Below are 26,650 nucleotides of genomic sequence, written 5' to 3' on the forward strand. Positions count from 1 at the left end.
GTAGATGACGGTAGGCTGTGTCGTGAGCGGCGCAGTGAGGAATGTGGGCGCGTTGGTTTGGTTGAACAGCGAGGAGAGTGCCACGACGATCGAGTCGCACCGTCTCGTCGATGATCTTATACCCCCAGCGGCGGCCGCCGGCCGCATCCGCGTGCTACTGGTGGACCCTCGACGCATCTATGCGACCGCCGTGGCGCGACACCTACTCGCCGGCGATTTCGCCGTGGAGGTGGCCTACTCGCCCGGTGCTGCACTCACAGCACTGCGCGAGCGTGATCCCGATGTAGTTGTAGTGTGCCTCGGCACTCAGGGACCGGGGACGGCCATGCTTAACCGCATCCGTCAGGAAACTCAGGTCGGCGTGGTTGCTCTCAGCGACGGCGATGTCACCCCGCTGCTCCTTACCTCCGGGGCCGTCCCTATGGACGACATCGAGGCGCTGAACGTGCGAATTCGGTTGGCGCTAAGGCGCTGCCGTGTCGACGGCGAGCGACGTGACGGCGGCCGCAGCGACGAGACACATCGTCGTGAGATCGGAGATCTCCTTATCGATCTGGCTGGGCGTCGGGTGTTCCTCCGCGGCGAGGCGTTGCCACTCACCCGCACAGAGTTTGAGGTTCTCTGCACTTTGTCGGAAAGTCCGGGTGAACCGGTGACCTGTCGTCAATTGCAGCTGAGCCTGTGGGGGGATGCGTCTGCCGGTGGCCGGAACACTCTGGGGGTGCATGTGGGTCATCTTCGGCGCAAGCTGGGTGACGATCCGGCATCGCCGCGGTACCTCCGTACGGTGCGCGGGACCGGCTACTGCCTCACAGCCGACGTGGGGCAGCGAGTGTCGGGTGCGTCGTAGCGATAGAACTGGTGACCGGTTGCGGCGAGCAGTCAGCTTTCGATGATGCGAACGACGTATGGAGTCATCCCTGACATGCGCACCGGGGAGATTTTGATTGGGACGCCCGTCTGCTGCGCCTCGAGCATCTGGCCGCCGCCCAAATAGATAGCTTCGTGCTGACTGCCGCCCGGCCCCCAGAACAGCAGGTCACCTCGCTTCGCTTGAGCGGGTGGCACTTTGCGGCCGGCGTTGTATTGGTCGCCGGACCATCGCGGGAGCAGCACTCCGACGCCGGCGAACGCGAACCGTGTCAGGCCTGAACAGTCGAAGCCCACGGTGCCTGCTCCCTGGTCGACGCCGCGGCTGGGACCGGTGAGGCTGCCGCCACCCCAGGAGTAGGGAACACCGATTTGTGTTCCCGCCCGGCGAATCACGTACTCGATCGCTTGCGCGCCATTGACCCGATTTCCGCGCACGCTCGTCGACGGATCCGCGGCGGGGCTGACGATTCCGAGGCTGCTGAGGAAGTTGCGACCCATGTTCATGGCTGTCTGCGTCGCCATGGCCGTTGCCTGCAGGGATGCGTTCGCGATAGCAACCGGATCGCCGGGAGCGCCAGCGCTCGGCATCTTAGGCAGCAGTGGGTCCCACGGGCCGGCGGCAGGTTGGGCCGACGCGACGGGTGCGCACGCAAGGAAAAGCAGGATGACGATGGCGATCACGCCGGGGAGCCGTCGCATGCGTCCTGCAACGCGGATTGCCGGGTCGCAGCCATCAGCGCGGGCAATTGCCGCACCCTTGCTCCGGACGTGTGATCCCATGTCTTCTCCTCGGCGCGCCGCGCGGTGAGCTATTTCACGCACCAATAGCGGGGCTGAATCGCATACGTGTGGCGCAGCATCAAAATACGTAGCGCCTACGTAGAAAAGCCTAACTCACAGAAGCCCCACCAGTAACAGCAGCAACATAATTACAATGGTGAAATTCGGTGTGGCAGATCGGTTTGAGTGCCAAAATTACTGGACCTAAACCGTTTCACGGTCGGCAAGACGCGCGTGAATAGCACGCGGATCAACGCAAATTCTGCGAGCTTCGTGGAGGAGGAGGCACCACGAGCCGTCGGGGGTCAGCAACAGTTCTCCCCCGAGCGATTAGGTAAAGCCTCGTCGGCGGTAGCGCGCCGCCTGCGGTCATCGGGGAGTTTATGGACCCAGCCACGCCGACAACTGCCCGTACGGCAACGGCGTCTCAGTAGTGACCCCAAAGGTACTGCGGAGTAATAGGTTTCAGCCTCTCCGGGTATTGGAGCAATGTCGGCTGGGTGTTAAGTACTTCCGGTGCTTAGAGGTTGGCGTTTCCGGCCTTCCATTGCTCCCAGGGGATGTTCCAGTCGCCGAGACCGTCAGTTCCTGACAGGGTGGGGCCGGTTGTGTTGATGACTTCCACGATGTCGCCGCGTCGGGTGTTGTCGTAGAACCAGCGGGCGTTGGCTGGATTGACGTTGAGGCATCCGTGGCTGACGTTGGCGATGCCTTGGCTACCTACCGACCATGGAGCAGAGTGCACGTAGATGCCGCTGTAAGACATTTGCGTGGCCCATTCGACTTCGGTGCGGTACCCGTCGGGTGAGTTGACGGGGACTCCGTAGGTGGAGGAATCCATCACCAGGAATGAGTAGCGGTCGCCGATGATGTAGGCGCCGTTGTCGGTGGGTGTTGTGGCTTTGCCCATGGAGATGGGCATGGTTTTGACGACTTCGCCGTTGCGCCGCACGGTCATTGTCTTGGTGGCGTCATCGGCGGTGGCGATGATTTGGTCGCCGATGGTGAAGCGTGTAGTGACGTCATCCTGGCCGAAGAGCCCGTCGCCGAAGTCGACACCGTAAGCCTTGACTGACACCTCAACCTTCGTTCCCGGCTCCCAGTACTCGGCGGGGCGCCAGCGGACTTCACGATTGCTGAGCCAGTAGAAGGCGCCCTCAACCGGTGGGTTCGTCGTCACGGTGATCGCCTGCTGCGCCGCAACCCGGTTCGTGATGTTCTCGTCAAAGCGAATTGCAATGGGTTGGCCCACGCCCACCGTTTCGCCGTCATTGGGCAAGACGTAGGGCATCGTCAGGTTTTCGGGTGAATGGGTTTCGAATGTTGCGCTGGTGCTTGTCGTTCCGCCAAGCCCTTGTGCGTGGGCCTGCAGGGTGTACTGCTTGTTGTAGCCCAGCGGTTCCGCCGATGACCAGGTAACGCCGTCAGGGTCCAGTTGTCCGTCAACGAGTTCGCCCGCCTCGTTGGTGAGCGACACTTGGCCGAGAACACCGTCGCCGGCGGTAACGGTCACGGGGGCATCGACAGCGACGCCGATGGCACCATCAGTCACGGACGCTTCCAGTTTCGGTACGAGCAAGTCCGCGTAGGGCGTGCCCTTATCGGTGATGACGTCGGGAGTGGGCGCCGCCGCCGGAGACGAGGTGCAGGCGGTCGCGATCAGCAGCACCGCCACCGCGAGGACGGTCGTGCGCAGCCAGTGCGTCGTCGCTGGAAACGCTGCGGGGCAGCCTATCTGCGGCATGAGTGGGGCTCTCCGTATCGGGTTGTCGTCATCGGCTAACGGGCGGGCAACCGCCTCGTGCGTCGCGAGGGCCGGTCGCGGGCGACGGTGCACCGTTCACGGGTATGCCTTCGAGTGTGCTCATGAGTCGTTCGGCTTTCTTAATCCTTCGATGAAGATTCGATAAAGGCGGCACTAAGAGCTGGCTCCGTGGGCTTACGGAACCGCTTATTCGGGGTGCGCGTCCGTCTGTTGATCCCAGCTGAATGGTGGGGCGTCTGCCGTTGCCGTGGACCGCAGCGAGGACGGCGGCTGCCTGGTCGAGCCAGGCTGCATCCGTGAATGCGTGGGGCCCGACGGCTACAGACGGGCTGAGCCTTGGTCGGATGGCGGTATGGGCACGTTGCCGTCGGCCGTCGTGGCCGTGGTCAAGGACTTAAGGCTGCAGCCGCCGGCGTGGGTGAACGGGTAGATCAACTGCCGTAGATAGCTGCTGGGGTAGTCGGGTTCGGCGGCCATGCCGAGCTGGTTGGAGTCGAATTGCCGGGTCGGGTCGTAGGAGTAAGTGCGCATCAGGTGGTCCCACACCAGGGTGAACAGGCCGAAGTTGACGTCGCCGATGCCGGCCCATTTGAGGTGGTGGAAGCGGTGGCCTTCGTTGAGGGCTAAGACGTACTTGGCGGCGCCGATGCGGTAGTCGGCGTTGGAGTGCTGCATCAGCAGCTGGATTGCCACCGCAAGCGCGAGTACGGAGGCCACGTCGACGGGCAGTCCGATCAGGATCAGCGGTGCAACACCGGCGGCCATCTCAACGGTTTGGTGCAGGGGGTGTTTCATCAGGCCGTTGAGCCCGTAGAGCCGGGTGATGCTGTGGTGCACCGCGTGAAAACGCCACAACACGCCGATCTTGTGGCTGGCCAGATGTACGACGGTGATGCCGAGGTCCGCGACCAGGATCGCGGCGAGGACCTGCGCGACGAATGGCCAGCCGTGTGACCACAGCTGGGGTGCCGGCACCATCGCGGCCAGCAGCGGGATGGCGGCCACGCTGGCCAAGATAAGAGTTTCGTTGACCGCGACGTGGATGCGGTCTCGCGTGCTGTCGCCGCGGTCACGGTTCCATGTGACGTCATACGGAATGACTCGCTCCACCAGGAACGTCGTTGCGATCGCGACGACCAGGACGGCCAGCAGCCAGTACTTCGGGGCGCCGGCGGCGCTGAAAGCGATGCCGGCGCCGTTGAGGCCGATCAGCATAAACGGCACGTAGCCGTAGCGGGCCACCGCCTGGGCCGCGGTAGCCGCCGTCGATGTCGGAGAAGTCGGGCTCATGCAGTGAATCGTCGCGGTCACCGATGCAGCGGCGCTTGAATGATCCGGCTAAAGGACGGCTTCGAGGTCCCAGGACACGTGCCGGCTCAGGACCGACGGCGGCAGGCCGAACATTTCGCGGGTGGTGCGGGTCAGGTGAGCACTATCGGCGAACCCCGCACCGTGCGCGGCGCCGGTCAGGTCATCACCGGCCTGCACCCGCATGACCGCGAGCCGCAACCGCGACCACAGCACGTAGCGGCGTAGCGGGATGCCGACCTGATCAGTGAATAGATGCGTCAACCTGCTCACCGACAGTCCCACTTGCGCAGCGAGATCCGTACCGCTAACGGAGCCTGCCGCCACAAGATAGGGCAGGAGGCGCAGCGCGTCATCAACGGCGGGATGGCGTGTGGTCGCTTCGTCTGCGGTCAGGACGGGTGCGAGGTGCTCGACCAGCTCGTCCACCACGGCGGCCAGCGCGCGTCGACGCATCGGCGTCAACACCGGAGCAACAATCCACCCGGAACGGACCGCGCGCAGATGTGCCGACCGCCCCGGCACGGACTCAGGTTCCAAGAACACCACCGTGCCCTCCTGCGCGCCGACATCGATCCGGTGTGGCGCATCGGCGGGCACGACCACCTTCGTGCCGCGATGCCCGTTGCCGTCCTTGTCACACACCGTCAAAGGTGTAGTGGCCGTCATGATTTGGACGGCGTGGTGGGCGTGGACATCAGTGGTACCGATCGATCCGGTGAACGCCAACACCCCCGGGCGCAGCAGCGCAGCCCCGCCCCAGCGGGGTGCACCGGTGGTATCACCGCCAGCCCGAGTCATCGCCACACAACGATGCTAACGATCTCCCATGGCTGGATTCGCCGCGGTACCAGCAACGACAGGGCGACGAGTCGGACGTCGGCGGCATGGTCCGCCAGCGGCGGCGATGGGTCCGCGCGATGGATTGATGTCGGCCCCCGTACCGCACTGATCTGCACCGAACTCGCCGCCCTGCTCGCGCTACCGATGCACTTAGGCGCCGAATAACAGAGGCGGGCGAGCACCCTCTGATGGAGCCCACGTTGTGCGCAGATACCCCGGAGGGGTATTTTGTGGTTGTACCCGCGGCGGGTGCCTCGTCGACTGGAAAGGCCTGTTGCTCGTGACGGCAAAAGAGAATTCCGGCGGCTCATCCACAGTTCGACCACGCGGTCGATCGCCAAGTGAATCGGTGCAGGCGAAAGAGCGGCCGAAGCGCAGGGCAAGACGGTGGTCGCCGTCGGCTGGGACGGTCAGGCCCACGGCGTATTCCTCGTCCCAGATTCCGTGAAAACGACTAGCGCCCAAGCGATCTCAGAGATGCGTTGGCTTAGTTTGACGCATGTGCTCACACGAGCGGAGAAGTCAGGTGTTTAGTCGCGGTGATCATGATCGCCGTGGTCGTCATGCGCAGGCACCGCGGGTGGGGCCGGAACTTCTGCCGTCGCCGGTGCAGCCGACTCGCCGGCAGGCTCGTTGACCGGCGGCGGGGCGGCCGGCTCGTGATTGCTGTCAGGGCTTTGAACATGCTCGCTGCTCGTCCCATGATCATTGCCCTCCGCGGGCCCAGCGCCATCTCCGTGGTGATCGCTATGCGCATCGTCGGGGGTCGTAGCGGCGTGCTCGCCGTGCCCATCCTCGGGGGTCGCCCCGTGGTGACCACCGTCTGCGCTCGCTGGCCCGTGATGGCCGTGCTGCAGGCCTGAAGCAACCCCCACCGTGGACGCCAGCGCCACGACACCGACTGCGCCCATGAGCACTACTGCGCTGCCGAACACCGGTACCGGCTCTCCTTGCAGGCCGCGGTACCACACCCAGCTGGCGCCCATCACGACGTAGATCTGAAGCAGCAGAGCGCAAAGGTCCGCGGCTTGGACCAATTCTGCTTCCCCCGCGTGGGGGCCGAACGGGGCTCCCGCGGTCCTGGACACGGCCCACAGAGCAATGGCTCCAAGGTTGAGCATGATGCCGGCAGCAAGCACAGGAGTCGTGGTTCGTGTGAGAACCAGCCGCGCCCACAGCAGTTGGAAGGCTGCGATCGATGTGAAGAACACGCCAGCGGGCATCCACTCCTGCCAGTGGGTGGGTACGACGGCGAAGTGGATGACCGAAGCGCCCAGCGAGGCGAGCGCGGCGAGCCGAGCTGCCAACCGGCTGTCGGTTTTCTTCGCTGTCCTTGGCGCCACCGATTAAGGATGACAGCGCCATCCGCGACAGCGGTTGTATGACACCACATCTCAACCCGACCGAGATTCATTCGTCATCAACTACGGTCTTCCTACGTAGATGACGTCGATGCAACCCCTAGTCCGCCGAGTTTCAACTGCCGTTGTTCGGGTGCGAACAACGCCAGCTCGCCCTGAGGTTTCAGCGCATTTAGCGGTGTCGCGTGTCGTTGCTGGCTGTTGGGCACCTTCCGCAAACGTTCGTCCGTTGTACCGTGTCAGCGGGTCCTGGTGCGCAGTCGGACTTGCAGTTGCTGCCGCACTTCTTGGTGAATATCGACCCTGATGGTCGGGGCAACCTCAAGCGTTGCCGCCAGTCCGTAGCGGACCGGTGCCGCCAAGCGGCCCGCGTCGACGCGGCAGTCAACGTTGATCTCCAGCGCATCGCCAGCGGCGAACGCGACGGCCCGTTGCCCTTCGAGTATTTCGTGTTGCACGGTGCCGTTACGGGACACACGTGCCTCAGCTTCGAGGCGATCGACTCCCAGTGGCTGGCGCGGGGGTTCGAACGACAAGCGCGCCATGCGATGCCGGCGCGTCGCCGTGTTCACCGGGGACAGCCACGCCAAGGTGATCGTCAGCCGTCGCCAGTCGGTCGTAGCGGCCAAGCTGCCCGGCAGTGGCAGTTCGAACGTGTGGCGTTGGTCTGCTGTGATCGAGCCGGCGCCCAGGAGAAGAACTCTCGTGGTCGTGGCCGAGATGACCCGTTCGAGGTCAACGGCGCCATAGCCGAGGAGCTGGGAGATGGCACGGCGGGTCAGATCCTGGCCGCCGTCGATTGCGCGGGTCAGCCCGTCGCGCATCGGACCCCACGTCGCGGCGTGAACGAGCAAAGCCTTGGTGAGTACGGGATGGTATTCGGCGGACGCGAAGGGCGGTTCGCCATCGACGGCCTGCAGGGCTTCGAGGATGTTGAAGATATGGTCGGCGGTGCGCGTCGCCATGGCGGTGGCGTTGCTTGTCCCGTGCAGGTACGTGGTTCCGTTGAGCGCGCCACCGCGTCCGGGCGCGGCGACGCGCATACCGGGACCGGTGATCGTCGTTTCTGCCGGATACAGGGTGGTGGTTCCTTCGGCGAAGGGCGGGCATCCCCCATATCGGTCGCATCTAGCACCGTGTCGCTGGTCGGGGTGCGTGCGGCGTCGATGTGCAGGGCTCCGACGGAGATCACGTTCACCGCTTCAGCGGGGGAGAGGAGACGTGACCGCTCCCCGCCAACCGCTGTCTTTCGGAGCCCCTGCCGTGGGGCCCATCCCCACCGGCGCACCCCGCTTCCCGGGGACTCGGATCGCCGGACCGGGACCTGCCCGACAACAGCAGCGCTTGGAACCGCAATTCGCCGCCCTGCAGGAAGCCTTGCAAGCCGGCCGCGTCGACGTGGATGGTGACACCACCGAAGCCGATCCCGAACTGGTGGTCGTCTTCGACCTAGCGGCGCCGGTCGCCGAGTTCGCCCGGGCGGCGGCCCGCGTGCCCGGGCTGGAATTTCTCCTCGAAGTTGACGGTGACGAGTTCGCCGCCGACGACGACTTCCATCCGGTACGCGATGGCGAACCGACCGACGATGCCGTGACCGACAGCCTCTATGTCGTGATGTCGAACAGCCAAGCCGTCGTCGACCTCCTTGCCCTCTTCGCGCGGTGGCAGGAAAACCGCCAAGCAGCAATGCCTTTCGGCTTGGCACCGCTACGTGATGTCTTTAATCTGTTGCGAGAAGTGAGGCGCTGGGGACCCCAAGATCGTGTCCGCGAGACCGGTCTGCTGGAGCGCTGGCGCGAAGACGTCGCCGTCGTGGGCCAGTCAGCGACCATGGCCCGCGTCGAAATCGAACTCTGGTTCCGCCGCGACGCCGCACGCCGAGCGGCCGCCGAAACGGCAGTGCGAGCACTCATCACCGACGCTGGCGGCCAAGTCATCACCCAAGCCGCCATCACCGGCATCGGCTACCACGCCATGCTCGCCGACGTCCCTTCCAGGTGAAGTCCTCGATCTTGCCGCGGCCCNGCAGCCAACCGGTGTTGGGATAGTGCAGCCGGATGAGATCGCGCCACACCGACACCGGCATGTCGTAGCGTTCCTCCGATGAACCCCTTGACTCCGAGACGCTCTCGGCGAAGCCCACCGATCAGCGTCCCCGCATCGCGCTGCTCGACGGACTGCCGATGGCCGGCCACATCGCCCTCGCAGAACGACTGGTCATCGACGATCCAGATGAGATCGCCGTCTCGTACACGGCACCACAAATGCAGCACGGTACCGCCATGGCATCCCTCGTGGCGGCGCGCTGTTTAAGCCGTTCCCTCACAACATCTTCGACACGGCCATCGGGGAGCGACAAGACATAACGGCGCATGACGTCCAGCGCGAATTCTTCGATGTCGGCGTAGCTTGAGCCGGCAAGCTTGTCAGCGAGAGTGCGCGGCGCCATACCAAGGTTCCCGCCGAGTCGCACGCGCAGCTGCTCCAGGAAATCTGTTGCTTGCGCCCGAGATGGCGGAGCCAGGATTAGCCGGACCTGGAATCGGCGCCACGCCGCGCGGTCGAGCAGTTCGCCGTGGTTGGTCGCGCATACGGCGACAACATGTGAGGGCAATCGGTCGATCTGTAGGAGCAGCGTCGACACGACGCGTTTGATCTCGCCGGTTTCGTGCGCATCGGCGCGCTCTTTGGCGATGGTGTCGAACTCGTCGAAGAAAAGTACACACCGCCGTGTCCGGGCGAACTCAAACACATGATCGATTCGGCTCGTCGTTTCCCCAAGGAAGCTGGACACCACCCCGAGACAGTTGGGTTCCTAAGGGGGCCCGCAATGCCCTTAATATGTCACAGTGACGAAAAACGGTGGGCGTGCCAAGGTGGCGCAGGTGGGTGTCCGTTCTCATTGATTCTGGGGCATTCTCATTGAATCTGGGGTAAGTGCGTGTCTTTCTCATTGAATCTGGGGCACGAGGCTTAGCGTTTATGTGTGCTGACGTCGGCTGTTTCGGCTGGGCCAGGTGTAGCGAGTGCAGTGGACTTGGAGTTCAACACCCGCGAGGGATGCACGCGGCAATCGCTGGACCGATGTGCTGCAACCCGGTTTGAGTTGGACTGTTCACCAGTGCGGAATTTCCCCTCGTTTCGAGGTCAGCGTAACTTTCCCGGGCTGTGGTGGTTCGCCACAACCGGCGCACATGTAGGTCACGAGTCCTGGGTAGAACGTGACCAGTTGATGGCGTTGGATGCCGATCCGGATGTTGTTGGTGTTCTGTCGCAACCATTTTGGATTCATTGGCGTGACGGCACGCGGCATGCTCCTGACTACTTCGTGCGGCGCCGCGATGGATCTGTCGTCGTAGTCGACGTTCGTGAGGACGACCGGATCTCTGACGCTGATCGGGACGTGTTCGATCGGTCTGCCGCCACGTGCGCGATGGTCGGTTGGGATTACCTGCGTGTCGGTTCCCTCGATCCAGTGCTGCGGGCGAATCTACGTTGGTTGTCGGGTTATCGGCATCCGCGAGTATTGAAGATCGGTTTGGCTGATCAACTGGCGGAGGTCTTCGCTCGGGTCCGTCCGTTGATGGCTGGTGTGCACGCGGTCGGGACTCCTTTGGTGGTGCTGCCCGTACTGTTTCATCTGCTCTGGCACGGCCGTTTAGTTGCCGATCTGCAAGGAGCGGCACTTGGCGACGACACGGCGATTGGCCTCGGGACCGGGTGGTGACCTGACGTGCGAACGGGTGTCGTCCGAGAGGGAGACGAAATCCGTTTATCAGCAGGTGTTTTCACCGTCGTAACCCTGTCGGGCGGATCAGCTCGACTGGTTGACGCTGTCGGCGAGCAGATTGTGGTGCCGCTCTCGCAGCTGATGGTTGATCCGGCATTGGAATTGGTGTCGGGGTCGCGACCGCCACTGTGTTCTGAGGAAATGCTGGCTGGCATTCCCGAGGCAGCCGTCGAGCAAGCACGGTGGTGGGAGCGCCACATCGTGGAGATCCTCAGCGGCCGCCCGCCTGGGACGGCCGCGGGCATTCGTCCCCGCCCAGAGTTCGACACGGCGAAACGATCTCTGCGGCAGCGTGAGCTGGCCAAGTTGGACGAGCTGCGTGCCGCCGGCCACGACGTGAGTCGGAATGCGTTGCAGCGTCGCCGATTTGCCTACGAACGGGACGGGCTCCTGGGAGTGGTTGACGGGCGCCATAATCGGCGGCGCGCGGTATTCGGCCGTGTGGACGACCGTGTCGTCGCCGCGGTGCGGGATGCGATCGAGGGCGAGACCGACCTGTCAACGGGAACGGTGCAGCGTCTGCAACGGCGGGTCGCCAAGACGCTGGTGGCCACCTATGGTGCCGACGACGCGCCCGCGATGCCGTCGCAGCCCACCTTCTACCGGCTGGTCAAGCGCCTCGCGGAAGGACGGCACACGTTCGGGTCAGCACGGACGCGGCGATCGCTGTCCAAGCAGCCCGATGGCCCATTCGGGTCGATCACCGTGGTGCGCCCCGGCGAGATGGTGGAAATCGATTCAACCCTTCTGGATGTACGGGTAGTGCTCGATGACGGCATGGTAGACCGAGTCGAGCTGACTGCGATGGTCGACAACGCTACGCGGTCCATCCCGGCCGCGGTGCTGCGACCGACGACCAAAGCAGTGGACGCGTCACTGCTCTTGGCGCGGGCATTGACGCCCGAACCGATGCGCCCGGGATGGGCCGATGCGCTGCGGATGTCCCGGTCGGTACTTCCGCACCACAGCCTGACCAGTGTCGATCAGCGCCTGGCCGATGCTGCGGCCAGGCCGGTGATCGCTCCCGAGACGATCGTCTGCGATCACGGGAAAGCGTATCTGTCCCAAACATTTCGGCAAGCGTGCTGCACATTGGGGATCAATCTGGAGCCGGCTCATCCCGACTGCCCGACCGATAAGCCGAAGATCGAGCGGACATTGCAGTCGGTGGGCACCCTGTTCGCACAGTACGTGGCCGGTTACGTCGGTTCATCGGTGGAGCGGCGTGGGAAAAACGCCGAGGACGACGCGGTGTGGTCGATGATTGAGCTGCAGGCGCTGCTGGACGAGTGGATCATCGCGGTGTGGCAGAACCGCCCCCACGATGGCCTGCGGGATCCGGTGACGCCGGGGAAAGCGTTGTCTCCCAACGAGAAATACACTGCCCTCGTTGAGGTGGCTGGCTATGTACCGGTCCCACTGGACGCCGACGACTATATCGAATTGCTTCCCGTGCAGTGGCGCACAATCAACAGTTACGGGGTCCGGATCAACCATCGCACCTATGACGCCAAGGCGCTCAACCCATACCGGCGCCAGCATTCCGGGGTCGATGCCCGTAACGGACAGTGGGAAGTGCACTACGACCCGTATGACGTGTCGAGGATTTGGGTGCGCAATCACCACGAAGACGGATGGCTGGCCGCGACGTGGACGCACCTTCGGTCCTCGCCGGTGCCGTTCGGCGAGACACTGTGGCGCCACGCCCGCTCCGTAGCCGACCGCAGAGGGGCCCAGAAGACCCAGGAAGCGGAGATTGCGGCCATCGCGGAGGACTTGCTGGACCGCGCCGCCGCTGGGCCGCAGCAGCAGACGAAAGCCGAGCGCCGAGTGACTGGACGGACCAGCGCCGCGAGCGCCGGCCGGGACTGGCCGGACCCGACGGAATCATCCGAACATCATGGCCCGTCACCGTCGGAACGGGCCGCCGACAACGAGACTTTCGACGATGACGGCGAGATGGCGGAGGTCATACCCCTGCCGGTGTTTGATGCACGCAAGGAGGCCCAAACGTGGCGACTGTGACCGAGATTGCGGCGGTGGGTCAGTTAGAGGATCGCCGCCAGCCGACCACGACGCTGGAGGGCTGGCGGCGTTTTGTTGATGCCGATCCGCCGGAGTTCACGTTGCTCGCCGACGACGAGTGGGCCAGCCTCGGTGAGGACGAGCGGACGGCCTACAACGAGGCCCGGGTTGCGCATCATTCGGAGCTGGTGGTGGTCACCACGTCGGCGATCGAAGCGATCACCCATCAGGGCCGGCTGTTGACATTGCTCAACCAGCGCGAGATCGGGGCCCGGCGCGGGCTGATCATCTCCGGCGGGGCAGCGACGGGGAAAACTACGGCGATCAAGCAACTGGGTCGGTTTCACGAATTGCGCACCCGTGCACGGTTTCCCGGCGATGAGAGCCGGATTCCGGTGGTGTATGTGACGGCCCCGCCGAAAGGGTCGCCCCGCAAGTTGGCGATGGAGTTCGCACGGTTTCTGGGGCTTCCCACGCTCAATCAGCGGATGAACGTGACCGATATTTCCGATGCCGTGTGCCAGGTGCTCATCGATGCCCGTACCGACATCGTGGTGGTCGATGAAATCCACAACCTCAACCTCGACACCCGCGCCGGCGAAGAACTGTCCGACCACCTCAAATACTTCACCGAGCATCTGCCTGCGACATTCGTTTACGCCGGGATCGAAGTGGAACGCTCGGGGCTGTTCACCGGCACGCGGGGACGGCAGTTGGCCGGCCGTTGCGGGGTGATCCACACCAGCGCATTCCCCGACGCCAAGGAGTGGCGACAACTCGTCGCCGCCATGGAAGGTACCTTGCGTCTGCATCGACACGAACCGGGAAGCCTTGTCGCCCAGGCCCGTTACCTGCACCGCCGCACCGGCGGGATGATCGGCAGCCTGGCCCACTTGATCCGGGCTTCAGCAATCCAAGCGATGCTCGACGGCACCGAGCACATCACCCGCGAGGCCATGGACGATATTTTGATCGACTACGCCGCCCACACGGCCGCGGCCCGCACGGCCAGCTGACGTGGCAACTGTCAGGCCGTGGCCGCGCGGACCACGCCAGCGGCTCCCGCGAACGATCGCACCGTTCCGTTGGGAAGCCGTATCGTCCTACATCGACAGGCTGGCCCGCGCCAACCATATCGGCGTCTCCACACTGCGCGGCCATGTCGCCGAATCATGCGCAGCCCGGCCGCGACCGGACTGGTTGGCCGTCGTCAGCGGCCAACCTGAGCAGGTAATCCGGTCCCGTCTCTGCGGGCTTGCTGGCGACCCCACCGCGCTCAAGCAATATCTCCGCCGCCCTTTGTGTCAAAGATGTATGGCACGCAAGGGAATACACGAACCCGTCTACTGCTACCTGCCTGCACATGTCTCCGTATGCCACCGTCACCGACGCTGGATCGGTTCACCAACGCGCGTTCTTGACGACCAGGTGGATCTTCGTGACCGGCCCACGGTGCTCAGTGCCGGGCGCACGCATCGGCGCTTGGCCCGTCAGTATTCAGAGGTCGACCTTCATGACGCCTTGGGCGACGCCCGCCACATCCTGGTCTTCTGGGCTCACGCAGAGCGTCACGTGGCGGCGGGGATTCTGCAGAATGGCCTAGAAGCGCACGTGGTGGCCTACCCCGATGTGATCGCCGTAGCCGCAACATTGCTCACAGCTCGCCCTCGGGTTGAACAGCCCAGGACGCCAACGGAACCCGCCTGGCCGACGCTACTGCTCGACCGCATCAACGAACGCACCGGCGCCCACCATGCCGACGCCACCCCCGTCGAGCAATGGGCGCAGTACCGACGCCTATTCGCCACTGCCGTATTGACGACACGCTCAGACGGCGCAGAACTGGCGTGTCGCGCTGAGGGGTCGGCAGTCTTGAATGTGCCTTATCAGTAAGGCACTTGTGGTGTGCATCTGACTGTGTCCGACGGTTGTATCTATCGGCTTTCTAATCGTTAGGGACAGTGGTATCTGGCTGGGTGTATCGGCCGGTGAATCATCACCGGCGGCGCTGCTTGCCGGTGATTGGCCGGCGGTGGGTGGTCCAGTACGCGGCCACCGCGCTGACCACCACAGCGAAGGCGGCAATGACGCTGGCCGGGAGGGCGTGGTCCTGCAGCCATCCGGTCGCGGTGGCCGACCAGCCGGTGAGCAGGTTGCCGCCGCTGGCGGTGTGCCCGGTGGCCGCGGGCAGCCAGTACCACGCGAGGTAGGCGCCGGTGGCGATGAGGACAACGGCGGTGACGCGGGTCCCGTGGCGGGCGAGGATACCCAGATGCCGGGTCAGGGCCGTGCCGGCGATGGCGGTGCCGACGCTGACCAGCATCAAGATGGTGGCGGCACCGGCTGTGTATGCGGTGAACACTGCCAGCAGACCGCCCCATCCGCTGGTGGCCTGGGCCTGGGCGATCACCGCGAGCAGTACCCCGAAGGTGCAGGACAGTGACGCCAGGGCGTAGCCGATTCCGGCCGCGAGCACACCACCGGCTGTTGGGGAGTCCGGCCGATGACGCGTCCGGGCAGGCATACGCAGACCGATGGTGCGGCCGGTGAGCATGAAGCCGCCCAAGATGGCCAGGGTGAGCCCGATCGTGATCCCGAGCCAGGGAGCAGCCGTCACCAGGGTCCGGGCACCGGCACTGATCGCGATACCGGCGAGGGTGAGGGTGCCGGTGAACCCGATGGTCAGGACGGCCCCGGTGCGCAGTGCCCGGGCCAGCCGCACGAGCACCGCATCGGTGCCGCCGGTGGCGATGGTGCCGGTGATCCACGCCGGTAGCAGCGCGAACCCGCAGGGGTTGACCGGGGCGAGCATGCCAGCGGTAAACGCGAGCGCGAGCAGGTTCACCGTGCGGCGCTGCTGCCGAGGGCGGCCAGGATCTGATCCTGGGACGGGGCGTGGCCGCGGTAGCTGATCTGCCCGGACGGGTCGATGACGAGGGCGGTGGTCGGCGCGGTCACCTGGTAGCGGCTGGTCAGGGCCCCGTTAGTATCGACGACCGCGGGCAGGCTGGTGCCGCCGATCTGGTCCAGGAAGTGGCGAACATCGGCGGGTTTCTCGGTGGGGACGATGTCGACGGCTAGGAACTTGGCGCTGCCTCCGGCTTTCTCCACGGCCGCCCGAGCAGCGGCCAGGGATTTACCGCCGCCGACGCATTCGCCGCACCCGTAGGAGAAGAACAGGATCGCGGTCGGGGCGGCAGCGGGCAGTTCGACGGTTTTGCCGTCCACCGTGGTCAGTGTCGCCGCCGTCGCCTGGGTTGTGGCGTTGGCGTGTGGCGGTGAGGTCGGATTGCTGGTTGTGGCCGATTGGCCGCACGCGGTCAGCGCGCCCGCTGCCAGCATCACAGCCGTAACGCCCGCCCACCTGTGGGGTGTAAACGAACGCGTTTCAGACATTGTCGATGCTTCCTTTCGTCAGGTCGTCGAGCGTGTGCGTCGCGGGTGAATGGCTGTCGGCGGGACAGCAGTGATCGCCGCGTTGACCGCGGCGGGCGAAGGCGACCACAGCCGCCAGCAGCAGCGCGACGGCTGCCCCGATGACCCATGGATTCTCGAGCAGTCCACACACGGCGGCGAGCGCGCCGCCGGCGATCAGGACTGGCGCGGCGCAACACAGGGCCGTCACCAGCACCGCTGCCGCACCCAGCAGCACGGGATTTCTTCGTGGACGTTGATTCATTGATTTCTCCTCATCAGGTTGGGTGCGGCTGGTCAGCTGCAGCAGCCGGGGTGGGCAGTTGGCGGGGTATGGAGCTGGGTAAGGATTTGTGTGGTCAGGGCTGCGCCGAGTTGGTGGGCCTCAGCGACGCTGACGATCTGACCTTCGGGGTGCTCGGCGAGCCACGGCGCGGCGTCCTGCGCGCAGGTGAAGTAGTGCACCTGGTTGCAGAATGAGGACCGGATCGAGGTGAGGTCGTCGGGGTTGACCAGCGAGACCACCGCGGTCTCGGGCTGCACGCTGGTGACACCGTTTTCGCCGACCGAGACCCTGATCGGGTGCCCGCTGACGGGTGATTCGGATTCGATGCTGGCGGGCCGGTCCAGGATGGTGGGAAAGATGAGGGTGTCCAGGGCGCACCAGGTGTAGAGCTCTTGGCCGGCCACGGTGAATCGGTGGCGGGTCGGGCGCAGGGTCAGGCCCTGGCCGACGATGCGGCCCTGCTCGTCGTATTCGGTGTCGGGTACCGCGGCCAGACGCCGGGTCACCTCGTCAACCGGGAGGCCGACGGCCGCGGCGAGCGCCTCCACGGTGACCGGCTCGCCGGCGGCGAGCAGCCGCAGCAACGGCACCAGCATCGTCGGGTCGAGCCCGGACTCTTCCGGAATGGTCAGGCGGTCAAGGAAATTGGGCATCAGGAACCTTTCGAGTGAGCCATGCGTCAGGATGCGCAGCAGGACAGTCGGGACATATCGGCGCTGAAGGACTGGGCGGCGATTTTGATGCCTTCGGCCATGGTCAGATACGGGGCCCAGGACCCGGCGACCTGGTCGACGGTCATCGCGGCGTCGAGGATGTAGACCGCGGCGGCGGCGATCTCGCCAGCATCCTTGGCGACGGCGGTGATGCCGTGGATGCGGCCGGTGCCGGCGTCGGCGACGAGTTTGATGAAACCGCGGGTGTCTCGGTTGACCACCGCACGCGGCACATGTTTTAGCGGCAGCACCCGGCAGTCGTACCGTGTCCCGGCGGCGAGGAGCTCGGCCTCGGTCGTCCCGGCCGCACCGACCGCGGGGCTGGTGAACGTCACGCGGGGCAGATGGCGGTAGTCGACCCTGCGGCCGGCGTCGGTGAAGATGTTGTCGGCGACCATCGCGCCGTGATGGGCGGCGACGTAGACGAACTCGCGGTGCCCGGTCACGTCGCCGGCCGCCCAGATCCGTGGGTTCGACGACTGCAGCCCGTCGCTCACCACGACCTCGTTGTTCTCGCCGGTTTTGACCTGCACCGCTTCGAGATTCAGGCCGTCGGTGTTCGGACGGCGGCCGGTGGCGACGAGGACTTTCGCGGCACGGAACTGCTGCGTTCCGCCGGTGATGGTCGCGGTGACCGTGACCTGATCGTCGGCCTGCTCGACCTCGCTCACCGTGGCGCGGCGCACCACCCGGATGCCGTCGTCGGCGAACACCTCCAGCAGCGCCATGCCGACTTCCGGCTCTTCCTTCGATGCCAGCGTGGAGCGGACCAGCACCGTCACCGTTGACCCGAGCCGGGCGAACAGTTGCGCCTGCTCCAACGCGACGTAGCCGCCGCCGATCACCAGCAGCGACTCCGGGACCTCGGTGACTTCCATCGCGGTGGTCGAGGTCAGGTAGGCGACGCCCTCGAATGCGGGCGGGATGACTGGGTTCGCGCCGGTGGCGATCAGGTAGTGCTCGGCCTCGATGGTGGCATCGCCGACCTCGATGACGGGCGCGTCCGGGGTTCCGGCGAACCGCGCTTGGCCCTGAATGCGCTGCCAGCCATACGATTCGGCCACGTTGAGGTACTTCTCTGAGCGCAGCGACTCCACCAGATCGTGCGTGCCGGCGATCAGGGCCGCCATGTCCACCGGGCCGGCCGTGGTGGCGATGCCCGGGAACCGGGCAGTGTCGGCTGCGGTATGCCGGGCCTCGGCCGCTGCGATCAGGGCCTTTGACGGCACGCAGCCGGTGTTGACACACGTGCCACCGAAGATGCCGCGCTCGATCATGACGACGGACTTGCCGAGCGCGGTAGCGCGGATCGCCGCGGCCATCGCCGCGCCGCCGGAACCGATGACCGCGAGGTCCAATCCCTGACTCATGCACCCATCCTTGACCTTCAAGTAGGCTTGAAGGTCAAGTGTTCTGAGGAGACATCGTGAGAATCGGGAAGCTCGCCGAGGCGACCGGGGCCACCACCGCGACGCTGCGCTACTACGAAGACGAAGGCCTGCTCCCGCCCGCCGAACGTTCCCCGGCGGGGTATCGCGACTATGCCGCCGACACGATCGCCCGGGTCGGCTTCATCCGACGGGGACAGGCCGCCGGGTTCAGCCTCGCCCAGATTCGGCAGATCCTCGACATCCGTGACAGCGGCCACGCGCCGTGCACGCACGTGCGCGACCTGCTCGACATCCGACTGACCGACCTCGACGAGCAGATCAGCGCACTGGTGGCACTGCGCGAGACCATCGCCCGGCTGCGGCAGGGCGCCGAAAGCGTCGACCCGGAATCATGCAGCGCCGATGACGTATGTCGATACCTCTAGGAGCCACCTCCGTGGCACCGGAGGCATGTATTTCGTCAAGTCCGTTGACCCCGGCAGTCGTCATGAATTTCCGCCCCACTGGAGGTCGTTGGTGCGCGGGAGCGCGGGGCCTGCTGAGCAGTAGGCTCACCCGATGCGGTGGGATTTCACTCGAAGCTGGTCGCATTGGCCGTGCTGAGCCCAGCCACACTCGTTCAGGCGATCGCCACCTTCGCCATCACCAATATCGACGACATCGTGGTCCTCGCGGTGATGTTCGGCCAGGCGCCCGGTCATCGTGGCGCAGCCATCCGAGTGACCGCCGGTCAGTACCTCGGCTTCACCGCCATCTTGGCAGTTTCGGTCGGCGGCGCACTCCTGGGTGCCACGCTGCTTCCTCCAGCCGCACTGCCGTACTTCGGGCTGCTGCCCATCGTGTTGGGGCTGCGGGCGGCATGGCTGGCCTGGCGGGATCGCCGCACCCAACCGGCGCCGACCGATGATCCCGCAACACTGTTGACGCCTGGCACCTGGCAGGTCGCAGTCATCACCTTCGCCAACGGCGGCGACAACATCGGCGTGTACGTTCCGATCTTCGCCGTCTCAACGATCGCCACCATCGGTGTTTACATCATCGTGTTCCTCATCGGTGTGGCCATCTGGTGCGCGGCCGGCCGATATTTCGCCTCCCACCCGATCATCGCCAAAGCACTCTCACGCTGGGGCCACATCGTTCTGCCCGTTGCACTGATCACAATCGGGGCCCTCATCCTCATCAAAGGCGGAGCGTTCGCCCTCTAGCTCGGAGCAACTTCACCACTCAGGGCCAGGAGGCGCTCCTGCATCGGCATGTGTTGGCGTTCAACCACTTTGGTGATGTCCCGGCCCGTATCCGCTATGACAATCTAAAACGGGCGGTGGCCAAGGTGCTCAAAGGCCGCAGCCGGCACCCGAACTACCAACACGAGCGAGCGCACCACAGAATCATGATCGTGTGTCACGAGAGACACGATCACAGTAGTTATACCGAAGACGTACCCGAGCCAACGGAATCGACAGGAGACCATTCCGGCTACCCTGCTGCGCTCGCAGCCGGGCGCGGAAGCAGGGTTGCCCCAGATTCAATGAGAAACGTCGCGATCGAAATTCTCATCCAATCTGGGGCAATGCAGGTCAGACTAGTAAATGTGCCCCAGATTCAATGAGAACGGACAGTGGGGCAAGTGTGCCATCAGTGAACTCGATTGGCCGACTCGGCGCGAGGTCCGATCACACGGCCAGCGCGGAAGCATCACGAGACGCACAGCTCGATAGGCGAATGACTGAAAACCGTGTGCGCTCGGTCGGCGCATTAGTGAAAAAGTCGGAGATCAACTGCAAAACGACAACTATCGGCGCACGGAAAGCGCTGATCGGCATGCACACCTCGGCATATCGCTCTACCGATAAGCCACATTATGTCAACTGGACTCCGCCCTGTTGGGAATCAGGACTCCTTGGCCCTGTTGGGAATCAGGACTCCTTGGAGTAGTCGACGCTGAGCCAGTACTCAGGTCGCATCCGGAACAAAAGCGACTCAGCGTCTGGATGGTCCCTGGCGAACGACTCCGTGAATGCGTTGCCCCCCTCCTCGCCGAGGTAGCGAACGGCGATCGCGCGCATGGTGGCGTCGTCGGCTGTCTCGATCGAGGTCAACGATCCCTCGGCAGTGACGTAGCGGTATGGATAGGTCTCATCCTGAGCAGTAATGGAGAAGCGCCCGGCATTGGTGATGAGGCGAGCTTTGAGCGACCCCGCCAAGCTGGACACGAGAACCTCGCCTCCGGGCTCGTAGGCGTACCAGATCGGTACAGACAGAGGTGCCCGATCAGGGCGCTCGACGGCGATAACACCAACGTGCAGATCGGCCAAGTACGTCTCGCGTTCCGTGCTGGTCATTTTCGACATGCTCTGACCAACCCTGTGTCCCCCGGCACGATTCCCGACCTCAGTTGCGGGAGTCGATTTCCTGCTCGGAGGCTTTACCGGATTTCCGTCGGATGATCCCCGGACTCGGGTGGTAAGTACTCGGTGAAGAACGCCGTCAGACGCTCGATGGCCTGGTCGAGATAGTCTGGCTCGTCGTACATCTCATAGTGTCCCGCGCCCTCGACGACCATGAGATCGACCGGGTTGGGTGCGAGTTCCCACAGTCTCATCCCTGCCTCGTATTGCCCCGTGCTTCCCCGACGGCCCGCGACGATCACCTGCAGAGGCTGGGTGAGCAGTTGGTCGACGAGGTGGAAGGCGTCATAACCCATCAGCAGTGCGTCGCTGCGACGGAGGCGGCGGTTGGTCGAGTTGGGGTGCTGACCGCGGGGCGTGCGGTAATACCGGATCGCCTGGAGGGTGTCGATGTCGTCGATACCGGCGGCGTTGGCATCGTCGAGGGTGTCAGGCAACCAGTTCAGCCGGTCGTGGTCCTCGCCGGCACGTCGCGCTGCGGCGAGTTGGTCGAGTGCGGCGACGGGACCATCGGGCGAGAACGCGGCACTGCGCCATGACGTACCCATGTCGCCGGCGACCACGGTGGCCAGTGCTTTGATGCGGTGATCGGTGCGCGCGGTGTGCACTGCGTAACCGCCGCCCGCGCAGATCCCGAGCGCACCGATTCGCTGGGGGTCGATACCCGGCACGGTGGCGAGGTAGTCGATCGCATACGAAATATCCTCACCCCGCCGGTAAGGATCTTCCAGGTCACGGGGTTCTCCCCCGCTGCGTCCTTGGTGCGCAGGGTCGAAAGTGATTGCAGCCAAGCCATTTTTGGCAAGGCGTGAGGCGTAGGTGGCGCCGATCTGCTCCTTGACACTGCTTCCCGGTGTCGACAACACCACCGCGGGCGCGGAGCCGGCCGAGTCGAACCCGTCTGGCAGGTGCAGCTCACCAGCAAGGTCGATGTCACCGCGGGCAATGGATACCTGACGCGTCATCTGTTCGGGCTCCCCTTCGGTCGGCAGTGCGCGTGGACTGTGTCGATCGGTAGTAACAATCGTTGACGCCGCTCGTGTTCCGTAGTGCGCCGCAGACAATGAGCGACGTCGCCGGCCGGACAGTCACCCCACGGAGACATCGTCAAGCTATTGCGCCGCGGCCTCACCACTCGAAGCGGCCCGATTGCTCAGGGAACACCACCAGGGTGGACACTATCTCGTGGCCCTTTCTGCAACAGTCTTCAAAGTCGAACTCGGCGTCTCCGATGTCGATCACGGTTACTACGCCGATCACACGCTGACCGTGGCCCGTCATCCCAGTGAGACCGATGAGCGGATGGTGGTGCGGTTGTTGGCGTGCGGGCTGCGCGCACATCGGCTCAGCGACGCCGACGGTGAGTTGGCATTCGGGGCGGGCCTGTCCACCCCTGGCGTACCGGATTTGCGCCTCGCCGACTACACGGGCCGGATCCTGGAGTGGATCAACGTCGGCCAGCCCGATGAACGGGTCTTGGGCAAGGCGGCCAGCCAGGCCGACAAGGTGCTGCTCTTCCCGTTCGCCGCCGGCGTGGCCACCTGGTGGCGCACCGTCGGCCCCAAAGTGGCGGGGCTGCAGAACCTGTCGGTGGTCCAGATCCCGCACGAACCGGTGCAGCTACTGGCCCAGAGTGTCGATCGACGGGTCTCGGCGCAGGTGATGGTGATCGAGGGCCAGGTGACGATGACCGTAGGCGGAGTCGACGTCACCTTCACGCCCGAGCCATTGGATTGAGCATCTGAGCCTGTCCCCTCCCTTCGGCTACTCAGGCCATGTGTTGTTCAGGATGAGGTCGACGAAGTCGACCCGCTCGAAGGTCGGATCGAAGTGCGCGAGCACATCGTCGTTCATGGTCCCGAAGGTGGTGTCCGGCCGGTGCTTCATGCCCTCGTGAAACGCCGCGAGGATGCGGTTCTTGAAGTCGGGGCGGGGATGCGCCGCAGTCACCGCGTCGACTGCTTCAGCGGGCAGATCCTCGCGGCCGATGCCGAGGACGTCCGTCTCCACGCCGGCGATGACCAGGACGGTCTCGGGGTCGAGGAACTGCGGTACGCCCGGGGTGGTGTGCAGTGCGATTCCCAGCCACACCTTCCTGGCGTCCGCGACGTCGACGCCGTGCTGCAGCAGAAAGTTCTGTGCCGCATTGGCACCGTCGACCTCGAAGCGCTGATCGGACGTGCGGTATCCCTCGGTCAGACCGAGGTCGTGAAACATCGCTGCGACGTAGAGCAACTCGAGATCCGGTTGCAGGCCTCTGCGTCGGCCATGCAATGCGCCGAAGGCGAACACTCGGCGCGAGTGGTCGAAGAGCAGATCGTCCTCGGCATCGCGAATGAATGCGGTCGCCTCGCGCACCAATGTGCTGTCGGGGATGGTGATGCCGGCGATCGTCTGAAACGACTGGGTACTCATGTCAAAACCTCCTCAGCTGGACTACTACGGTCAAGTCAACGCACGTAAAGACGTCATCACATACGGCGAATGAGCCGTTCTGCCCACAAGTTGCGACACAATGACGCAGTGGCCGCAGCTGGTCCTCATGTGCGCGTGGTGGTGATCGTCGTCTTCGACGACGTGACGATGATGGATGTCGCAGGTGCCGGCGAGGTATTCGCTGAGGCCAACCGATTCGGGGGCGAATACTCGATCAAGATCGCGTCGGTCGACGGGAGCGACGTGATGACGTCGATCGGCGTCCGTCTCGGCGTCACCGACGCCATCGCGTCCATCGAGTCCGCCGACACGGTGCTGGTTGCGGGCAGTGACAACATCCCGGCGCGCCCGATCGACCCCGCACTCGTCGAGGCCGTCAGATCGCTGGCGGGTCGAACCCGGCGCCTGGGGTCGATCTGCACGGGCTCGTTCGTCCTCGCGCAGGCCGGCCTGCTCGGCGGCCGCCGCGCAACCACGCACTGGCGGAACATCCGCTCGCTCGCCCGGGCCTTCCCCGACATCACGGTCGAACCCGACGCGATCTTCGTTCGCGACGAGCACGTGTACACCTCCGCTGGAATCTCGTCCGGCATCGACCTCGCGCTCGCACTGGTGGAACAGGACCACGGTGCCGACCTCGTCCGCGATGTCGCCCGCTGGCTGGTCGTCTACCTCAAGCGCGCGGGTGGGCAGTCGCAGTTCTCGGCGTTGGTCGAAGCCAACCCACCGCCGCAGTCAGCGTTGCGAGTGGTCACCGAGGCGATCGCCGCCGATCCTGGGGCCGACCACAGCGTGCCGAACCTCGCTGCCAGGGCAGCTCTGAGCACACGTCAGCTCACCCGGCTGTTCCGGTCGGAACTCGGAACGACACCTGCCGACTACGTCGAGATGGTGCGCATCGATGTCGCTCGCGCTGCCTTGGACGCCGGCCGCACCGTCACGGACGCGGCGCATCTCGCCGGGTTCGGCAGCACTGAGACTCTCCGGCGGGCGTTCGTTCAACGGCTCGGTGTCCCACCGAAGGCCTATCGGGACAGGTTCCGGACCGCCATGCGAACCTGAGCCCATCCACGTCCTGATCGTTCATGCCGCGCAGACACTTCCGCCGCCGTCCGCCCGCAAGATCTGCCCGGTGATGTAGCCGGCATCCTCGTCCAGCAAGGCACAGATGGCATGAGCGATCTCGGCTGGTGCGGCCAACCGGCGCATCGGAATGGTGCGCAGCAATTCGGCCTCCTGTGCAGATCCGACTGGGCTGCGTGACCGGTACATCTCCGTTTCCGTCGGTCCGGGCGCCACAGCGTTCACGGTGATCCCCCACCGCGCCAACTCACCCGCCCACACCCGGGTGGCCGCCTCCAACCCGGCCTTGGCGGCCGCATACGGGGTTCGCAGTGGCGTACCCAGGGTGACCAGGCTGGTGACGTTGACGATCCGACCCCACGCCCGCGCCTGCATTCCCGGCAACGCCGCCTGTGTCATCTGCACGGCCACCCGCATGTTCAGGTCATAGGTGGGCAACAAGTCGTTCAGGTCGATGTCGCCGATTGCGCCCCACCGCGCATATCCGAAGTTGTTGACAACGGCATCGACGCGGCCTGCGGCCACGATCGACTCGAGTGCGGAGGCCGTTGCGGCGACGTCCGCGAAATCGACGGTGTGGAACTCGCCCGGGAAATCCTCCGGAGCCGTGCGAGCCAAGCCGACGGGCACATTGCCTGTCCGCGCCACCCGATCGGCCACCGCACGGCCAATCCCCTTGGACGCCCCGGTGATCAGAACACGCCGCCCACCCATTTCTTCGCTCCTTCGATCCTCGTCGACGATGACGTTGCTTCTCCCCTGGACTCGCGACCCGTATGCCTCGTTCATGGCTGCGGGTCGTCGACCTTGAGTTGGGATCCCGTGGTGGCGACGAAGACCACCAGCAGTTTCGCCTCGTCGGTGCCGCTGGTGTTCTCCGTGGCCACGTGGTGAGCGCCCGGCGGCTCGGACCAGCTCTGTCCCTGGTGGTAGACCTGTGCGGGCGCACCTTCGAGTTGGCTCCTCACGTCACCGGAGAGGACGTAGGCGTAGACGAAGGCGTCGCCGTGCCGGTGAGGCACCGCCCGTGCCCCTGGCGGAAACGTCACGATCGCCGACGTGAAGGTCTTGCCCGCAACGTTCGGCAGTGCCTCGGAGAACAAGGGCGTCAAGCTCTCCGACCGCGGTGCCGGCGCGGCGTCGGTCGGAGTCGATTCCGCGGTACCGCAGCCGACGATCAACGTCGCGGTCAGCGCAGTGACCAGGACGGTGGTGAGGCGTGTCTTCATCATCGCCGGTCCCCTTCCTGCTCATCGGCGATGCGGATGATCGTCTTACCCGCACCCCTGCGTGGCCCGGTGAACGCGTCGACCGCCTCGGTGAGGGGGCGCACCGTGCCGACACGGGGCCGTAAACGGCCTTCCCTCACGCGCGTGGCCAACGCCTCCAGTTGCGAGCGGTCCGGTTCGACGACGAAGAACACCGCGCGCCCGCCCCGTGGATACGCCGTGGGCGGTGCGGCGATGGTCACGACCGTGCCGCCGGGACGCACCACGTCGAGCGACCGCTCGAGGATGTCGCCGCCGATGACGTCGAACACCACGTCGACGTCGCCGATGCTGCTCAGGTCATCAACGCCGAGATGGACGAACGCGTGCGCTCCCAGGTCGAGTGCGACGTCGCGGTCATGCGGCCGCCCGGTGCCGATGACCCGAGCGCCCACCTCGCGCGCGAGCTGGACCGCGATCGATCCCACGCCGCCTGCCGCACCGTGGACGACGACGGTCTGGCCGGTCCGCAGACCGCCGTGGATGAACAAACCCTGCCACGCGGTGAGCCCTGAGATGGGCAACGCCGCGGCCACGACGTGATCGATGTCGGCGGCCAGCGGTGCAAGGTTGCGCGCCTCGACGGCGGTGTATTCGGCCAGTGAGCCGTCGCGGGCCCAGTCGGCAAGACCGAAGACGCGTTGACCGATTGTCAGACCGGTTGTGCCGTAACCCAACTCGACAACGACTCCGGACAACTCGTGACCGGGAACGCTGGGCGTCCGGTCACGGCCTGCCCGATCGGTCCACGTGGCGGGCCACTCCAACTCGCCGGGAGTGAAGCCGGCCGCATGAACGCGCACGACCACGTCGTTCTCCGCGGCGTGCGGATACGGCACGTCGGTGAGGGCCATCCCCCCGATGCCGGCGTCACGGTCACTTACTGTGATGGCTTGCATGACAGCT

26 protein-coding genes and 2 pseudogenes are annotated in these 26,650 nt (G+C 65.1%); 10 read left to right on the top strand and 18 right to left on the bottom strand.

What is annotated here, in order from left to right; translation table 11 throughout:
* The first annotated feature begins 22 nt into the window (after positions 1-22).
* Positions 23-850, top strand: coding sequence for a winged helix-turn-helix transcriptional regulator (locus MCHUDSM44219_RS14995; RefSeq protein ID WP_236695470.1), 828 nt, complete (start codon positions 23-25; stop codon positions 848-850).
* A gap of 32 nt (positions 851-882) precedes the next feature.
* Here the strand turns inward: MCHUDSM44219_RS14995 and ripB are convergent, their stop codons facing one another.
* The 4 genes from ripB to MCHUDSM44219_RS15015 form a co-directional block, all read right to left on the bottom strand.
* Positions 883-1,653, bottom strand: coding sequence for an NlpC/P60 family peptidoglycan endopeptidase RipB (gene ripB / locus MCHUDSM44219_RS15000; protein WP_048419045.1), 771 nt, complete (start codon positions 1,651-1,653; stop codon positions 883-885).
* 520 nt (positions 1,654-2,173) lie between these two features.
* A complete protein-coding gene (locus MCHUDSM44219_RS15005) occupies positions 2,174-3,397 on the bottom strand; it encodes a L,D-transpeptidase (protein WP_048419046.1) in 1,224 nt (407 codons plus the stop codon).
* A 339-nt stretch (positions 3,398-3,736) separates the two neighbouring features.
* A complete protein-coding gene (locus tag MCHUDSM44219_RS15010) occupies positions 3,737-4,708 on the bottom strand; it encodes a sterol desaturase family protein (protein WP_048419047.1) in 972 nt (323 codons plus the stop codon).
* Positions 4,709-4,756: 48 nt separating this feature from the next.
* Positions 4,757-5,527: a helix-turn-helix domain-containing protein gene (locus tag MCHUDSM44219_RS15015; protein WP_048419114.1), complete on the bottom strand. Its 771-nt coding sequence runs from the start codon at positions 5,525-5,527 to the stop codon at positions 4,757-4,759.
* A 743-nt stretch (positions 5,528-6,270) separates the two neighbouring features.
* Between MCHUDSM44219_RS15015 and MCHUDSM44219_RS30490 the strand changes: the two genes are divergently transcribed.
* Positions 6,271-6,432: a hypothetical protein gene (locus MCHUDSM44219_RS30490; protein ID WP_172506264.1), complete on the top strand. Its 162-nt coding sequence runs from the start codon at positions 6,271-6,273 to the stop codon at positions 6,430-6,432.
* Positions 6,433-7,169: 737 nt separating this feature from the next.
* On the opposite strand, the gene MCHUDSM44219_RS15030 is transcribed toward MCHUDSM44219_RS30490, so the two are convergent.
* The gene (locus tag MCHUDSM44219_RS15030; RefSeq protein ID WP_236695471.1) at positions 7,170-7,973 is read right to left on the bottom strand and encodes a hypothetical protein; all 804 of its coding nucleotides are present in this window, start codon (positions 7,971-7,973) and stop codon (positions 7,170-7,172) included.
* Positions 7,974-8,274: 301 nt separating this feature from the next.
* On the opposite strand from MCHUDSM44219_RS15030, the gene MCHUDSM44219_RS31055 reads away from it, so the two are divergent.
* On the top strand, positions 8,275-8,931 hold the full coding sequence (locus MCHUDSM44219_RS31055) for a hypothetical protein (RefSeq protein WP_048419050.1): 657 nt from the start codon (positions 8,275-8,277) through the stop codon (positions 8,929-8,931).
* 24 nt (positions 8,932-8,955) lie between these two features.
* On the opposite strand, the pseudogene MCHUDSM44219_RS31060 reads toward MCHUDSM44219_RS31055, so the two are convergent.
* A pseudogene (locus MCHUDSM44219_RS31060) lies at positions 8,956-9,016 on the bottom strand (DUF6084 family protein); the annotation flags it as partial.
* A gap of 216 nt (positions 9,017-9,232) precedes the next feature.
* Positions 9,233-9,730: pseudogene (locus tag MCHUDSM44219_RS15040) on the bottom strand (AAA family ATPase); the annotation flags it as partial.
* Between the two features lie 186 nt (positions 9,731-9,916).
* Here MCHUDSM44219_RS15040 and MCHUDSM44219_RS28980 point away from each other — a divergent pair.
* The 3 genes from MCHUDSM44219_RS28980 to MCHUDSM44219_RS15050 all read left to right on the top strand — a co-directional run bounded on the left by MCHUDSM44219_RS28980 (position 9,917) and on the right by MCHUDSM44219_RS15050 (position 13,761).
* A complete protein-coding gene (locus tag MCHUDSM44219_RS28980; RefSeq protein WP_011894084.1) occupies positions 9,917-10,657 on the top strand; it encodes a TnsA-like heteromeric transposase endonuclease subunit in 741 nt (246 codons plus the stop codon).
* A 123-nt stretch (positions 10,658-10,780) separates the two neighbouring features.
* The gene (locus MCHUDSM44219_RS15045; RefSeq protein ID WP_048419051.1) at positions 10,781-12,745 is read left to right on the top strand and encodes a TnsB C-terminal domain-containing protein; all 1,965 of its coding nucleotides are present in this window, start codon (positions 10,781-10,783) and stop codon (positions 12,743-12,745) included.
* Positions 12,733-13,761 (top strand): TniB family NTP-binding protein, encoded by a 1,029-nt coding sequence (locus MCHUDSM44219_RS15050; protein WP_005148661.1) that lies wholly within the window; start codon positions 12,733-12,735, stop codon positions 13,759-13,761. Before MCHUDSM44219_RS15045 ends, MCHUDSM44219_RS15050 begins: the two co-directional genes overlap by 13 nt.
* A gap of 980 nt (positions 13,762-14,741) precedes the next feature.
* Here the strand turns inward: MCHUDSM44219_RS15050 and MCHUDSM44219_RS15060 are convergent.
* From MCHUDSM44219_RS15060 to merA, 5 genes are read right to left on the bottom strand one after another with little or no spacing between them, the layout of a single operon-like run.
* Positions 14,742-15,557, bottom strand: a complete 816-nt coding sequence (locus tag MCHUDSM44219_RS15060; protein WP_236695472.1) for a cytochrome c biogenesis CcdA family protein — start codon at positions 15,555-15,557, stop codon at positions 14,742-14,744.
* Between the two features lie 29 nt (positions 15,558-15,586).
* Entirely contained in the window at positions 15,587-16,141 is a 555-nt protein-coding gene (locus MCHUDSM44219_RS15065) for a TlpA family protein disulfide reductase (RefSeq protein ID WP_005148658.1), read from the bottom strand.
* On the bottom strand, positions 16,134-16,424 hold the full coding sequence (locus tag MCHUDSM44219_RS15070; RefSeq protein ID WP_005148657.1) for a mercuric ion transporter MerT: 291 nt from the start codon (positions 16,422-16,424) through the stop codon (positions 16,134-16,136). The genes MCHUDSM44219_RS15065 and MCHUDSM44219_RS15070 overlap by 8 nt, the downstream gene beginning before the upstream one ends.
* Positions 16,425-16,456: 32 nt before the next feature.
* A complete protein-coding gene (merB, locus tag MCHUDSM44219_RS15075) occupies positions 16,457-17,098 on the bottom strand; it encodes an organomercurial lyase MerB (protein ID WP_005148656.1) in 642 nt (213 codons plus the stop codon).
* 26 nt (positions 17,099-17,124) lie between these two features.
* The gene (gene merA, locus MCHUDSM44219_RS15080) at positions 17,125-18,528 is read right to left on the bottom strand and encodes a mercury(II) reductase (protein WP_048419053.1); all 1,404 of its coding nucleotides are present in this window, start codon (positions 18,526-18,528) and stop codon (positions 17,125-17,127) included.
* A 56-nt stretch (positions 18,529-18,584) separates the two neighbouring features.
* Here merA and MCHUDSM44219_RS15085 point away from each other — a divergent pair, with 56 nt between their 5' ends.
* Together MCHUDSM44219_RS15085 and MCHUDSM44219_RS15090 are read left to right on the top strand one after the other, a co-directional pair.
* Positions 18,585-18,974, top strand: coding sequence for a heavy metal-responsive transcriptional regulator (locus MCHUDSM44219_RS15085; protein WP_005148625.1), 390 nt, complete (start codon positions 18,585-18,587; stop codon positions 18,972-18,974).
* Between the two features lie 171 nt (positions 18,975-19,145).
* A complete protein-coding gene (locus MCHUDSM44219_RS15090) occupies positions 19,146-19,754 on the top strand; it encodes a cadmium resistance transporter (protein ID WP_013471561.1) in 609 nt (202 codons plus the stop codon).
* Positions 19,755-20,465: 711 nt separating this feature from the next.
* On the opposite strand, the gene MCHUDSM44219_RS15095 is transcribed toward MCHUDSM44219_RS15090, so the two are convergent.
* On the bottom strand, positions 20,466-20,900 hold the full coding sequence (locus MCHUDSM44219_RS15095; RefSeq protein WP_172506263.1) for a pyridoxamine 5'-phosphate oxidase family protein: 435 nt from the start codon (positions 20,898-20,900) through the stop codon (positions 20,466-20,468).
* A gap of 74 nt (positions 20,901-20,974) precedes the next feature.
* Positions 20,975-22,021: an alpha/beta hydrolase gene (locus MCHUDSM44219_RS15100; RefSeq protein WP_201778148.1), complete on the bottom strand. Its 1,047-nt coding sequence runs from the start codon at positions 22,019-22,021 to the stop codon at positions 20,975-20,977.
* Between the two features lie 121 nt (positions 22,022-22,142).
* Between MCHUDSM44219_RS15100 and MCHUDSM44219_RS15105 the strand changes: the two genes are divergently transcribed.
* On the top strand, positions 22,143-22,694 hold the full coding sequence (locus MCHUDSM44219_RS15105) for a YaeQ family protein (protein WP_048419056.1): 552 nt from the start codon (positions 22,143-22,145) through the stop codon (positions 22,692-22,694).
* Between the two features lie 27 nt (positions 22,695-22,721).
* Here the strand turns inward: MCHUDSM44219_RS15105 and MCHUDSM44219_RS15110 are convergent, their stop codons facing one another.
* Complete coding sequence (locus MCHUDSM44219_RS15110) at positions 22,722-23,372, bottom strand: HD domain-containing protein (RefSeq protein ID WP_048419057.1); 651 nt, start codon at positions 23,370-23,372, stop codon at positions 22,722-22,724.
* 69 nt (positions 23,373-23,441) lie between these two features.
* On the opposite strand from MCHUDSM44219_RS15110, the gene MCHUDSM44219_RS15115 reads away from it, so the two are divergent.
* Positions 23,442-24,455 (top strand): GlxA family transcriptional regulator, encoded by a 1,014-nt coding sequence (locus MCHUDSM44219_RS15115; RefSeq protein WP_172506262.1) that lies wholly within the window; start codon positions 23,442-23,444, stop codon positions 24,453-24,455.
* Between the two features lie 21 nt (positions 24,456-24,476).
* Here MCHUDSM44219_RS15115 and MCHUDSM44219_RS15120 read toward each other — a convergent pair whose 3' ends face one another.
* The 3 genes from MCHUDSM44219_RS15120 to MCHUDSM44219_RS15130 all read right to left on the bottom strand — a co-directional run bounded on the left by MCHUDSM44219_RS15120 (position 24,477) and on the right by MCHUDSM44219_RS15130 (position 26,643).
* Positions 24,477-25,190: an SDR family oxidoreductase gene (locus tag MCHUDSM44219_RS15120; protein ID WP_048419058.1), complete on the bottom strand. Its 714-nt coding sequence runs from the start codon at positions 25,188-25,190 to the stop codon at positions 24,477-24,479.
* Between the two features lie 71 nt (positions 25,191-25,261).
* A complete protein-coding gene (locus tag MCHUDSM44219_RS15125) occupies positions 25,262-25,708 on the bottom strand; it encodes a cupin domain-containing protein (RefSeq protein WP_048419059.1) in 447 nt (148 codons plus the stop codon).
* Positions 25,705-26,643, bottom strand: coding sequence for an NADP-dependent oxidoreductase (locus MCHUDSM44219_RS15130; protein WP_082162217.1), 939 nt, complete (start codon positions 26,641-26,643; stop codon positions 25,705-25,707). The genes MCHUDSM44219_RS15125 and MCHUDSM44219_RS15130 overlap by 4 nt, the downstream gene beginning before the upstream one ends.
* Between the last annotated feature and the right edge of the window lie 7 nt (positions 26,644-26,650).

Origin of the sequence: Mycolicibacterium chubuense (assembly GCF_001044255.1) — a bacterium.
GTDB classification, from domain to species: Bacteria; Actinomycetota; Actinomycetes; order Mycobacteriales; family Mycobacteriaceae; genus Mycobacterium; species Mycobacterium chubuense.

What these genes read in the sequence shown, in the direction of transcription:
- ripB (WP_048419045.1), bottom strand. Translation starts at nt 1,653, where the DNA reads ATGGGATCACACGTCCGGAGCAAGGGTGCGGCAATTGCCCGCGCTGAT.
- MCHUDSM44219_RS15005 (WP_048419046.1), bottom strand. Translation starts at nt 3,397, where the DNA reads ATGCCGCAGATAGGCTGCCCCGCAGCGTTTCCAGCGACGACGCACTGG.
- MCHUDSM44219_RS15010 (WP_048419047.1), bottom strand. Translation starts at nt 4,708, where the DNA reads ATGAGCCCGACTTCTCCGACATCGACGGCGGCTACCGCGGCCCAGGCG.
- MCHUDSM44219_RS15015 (WP_048419114.1), bottom strand. Translation starts at nt 5,527, where the DNA reads ATGACTCGGGCTGGCGGTGATACCACCGGTGCACCCCGCTGGGGCGGG.
- MCHUDSM44219_RS30490 (WP_172506264.1), top strand. Translation starts at nt 6,271, where the DNA reads ATGATCATTGCCCTCCGCGGGCCCAGCGCCATCTCCGTGGTGATCGCT.
- MCHUDSM44219_RS15030 (WP_236695471.1), bottom strand. Translation starts at nt 7,973, where the DNA reads ATGCGCGTCGCCGCGCCCGGACGCGGTGGCGCGCTCAACGGAACCACG.
- MCHUDSM44219_RS15060 (WP_236695472.1), bottom strand. Translation starts at nt 15,557, where the DNA reads ATGCTCGCCCCGGTCAACCCCTGCGGGTTCGCGCTGCTACCGGCGTGG.
- MCHUDSM44219_RS15065 (WP_005148658.1), bottom strand. Translation starts at nt 16,141, where the DNA reads ATGTCTGAAACGCGTTCGTTTACACCCCACAGGTGGGCGGGCGTTACG.
- MCHUDSM44219_RS15070 (WP_005148657.1), bottom strand. Translation starts at nt 16,424, where the DNA reads ATGAATCAACGTCCACGAAGAAATCCCGTGCTGCTGGGTGCGGCAGCG.
- merB (WP_005148656.1), bottom strand. Translation starts at nt 17,098, where the DNA reads ATGCCCAATTTCCTTGACCGCCTGACCATTCCGGAAGAGTCCGGGCTC.
- merA (WP_048419053.1), bottom strand. Translation starts at nt 18,528, where the DNA reads ATGAGTCAGGGATTGGACCTCGCGGTCATCGGTTCCGGCGGCGCGGCG.
- MCHUDSM44219_RS15095 (WP_172506263.1), bottom strand. Translation starts at nt 20,900, where the DNA reads ATGTCGAAAATGACCAGCACGGAACGCGAGACGTACTTGGCCGATCTG.
- MCHUDSM44219_RS15110 (WP_048419057.1), bottom strand. Translation starts at nt 23,372, where the DNA reads ATGAGTACCCAGTCGTTTCAGACGATCGCCGGCATCACCATCCCCGAC.
- MCHUDSM44219_RS15115 (WP_172506262.1), top strand. Translation starts at nt 23,442, where the DNA reads ATGAGCCGTTCTGCCCACAAGTTGCGACACAATGACGCAGTGGCCGCA.
- MCHUDSM44219_RS15120 (WP_048419058.1), bottom strand. Translation starts at nt 25,190, where the DNA reads ATGGGTGGGCGGCGTGTTCTGATCACCGGGGCGTCCAAGGGGATTGGC.
- MCHUDSM44219_RS15125 (WP_048419059.1), bottom strand. Translation starts at nt 25,708, where the DNA reads ATGATGAAGACACGCCTCACCACCGTCCTGGTCACTGCGCTGACCGCG.
- MCHUDSM44219_RS15130 (WP_082162217.1), bottom strand. Translation starts at nt 26,643, where the DNA reads ATGCAAGCCATCACAGTAAGTGACCGTGACGCCGGCATCGGGGGGATG.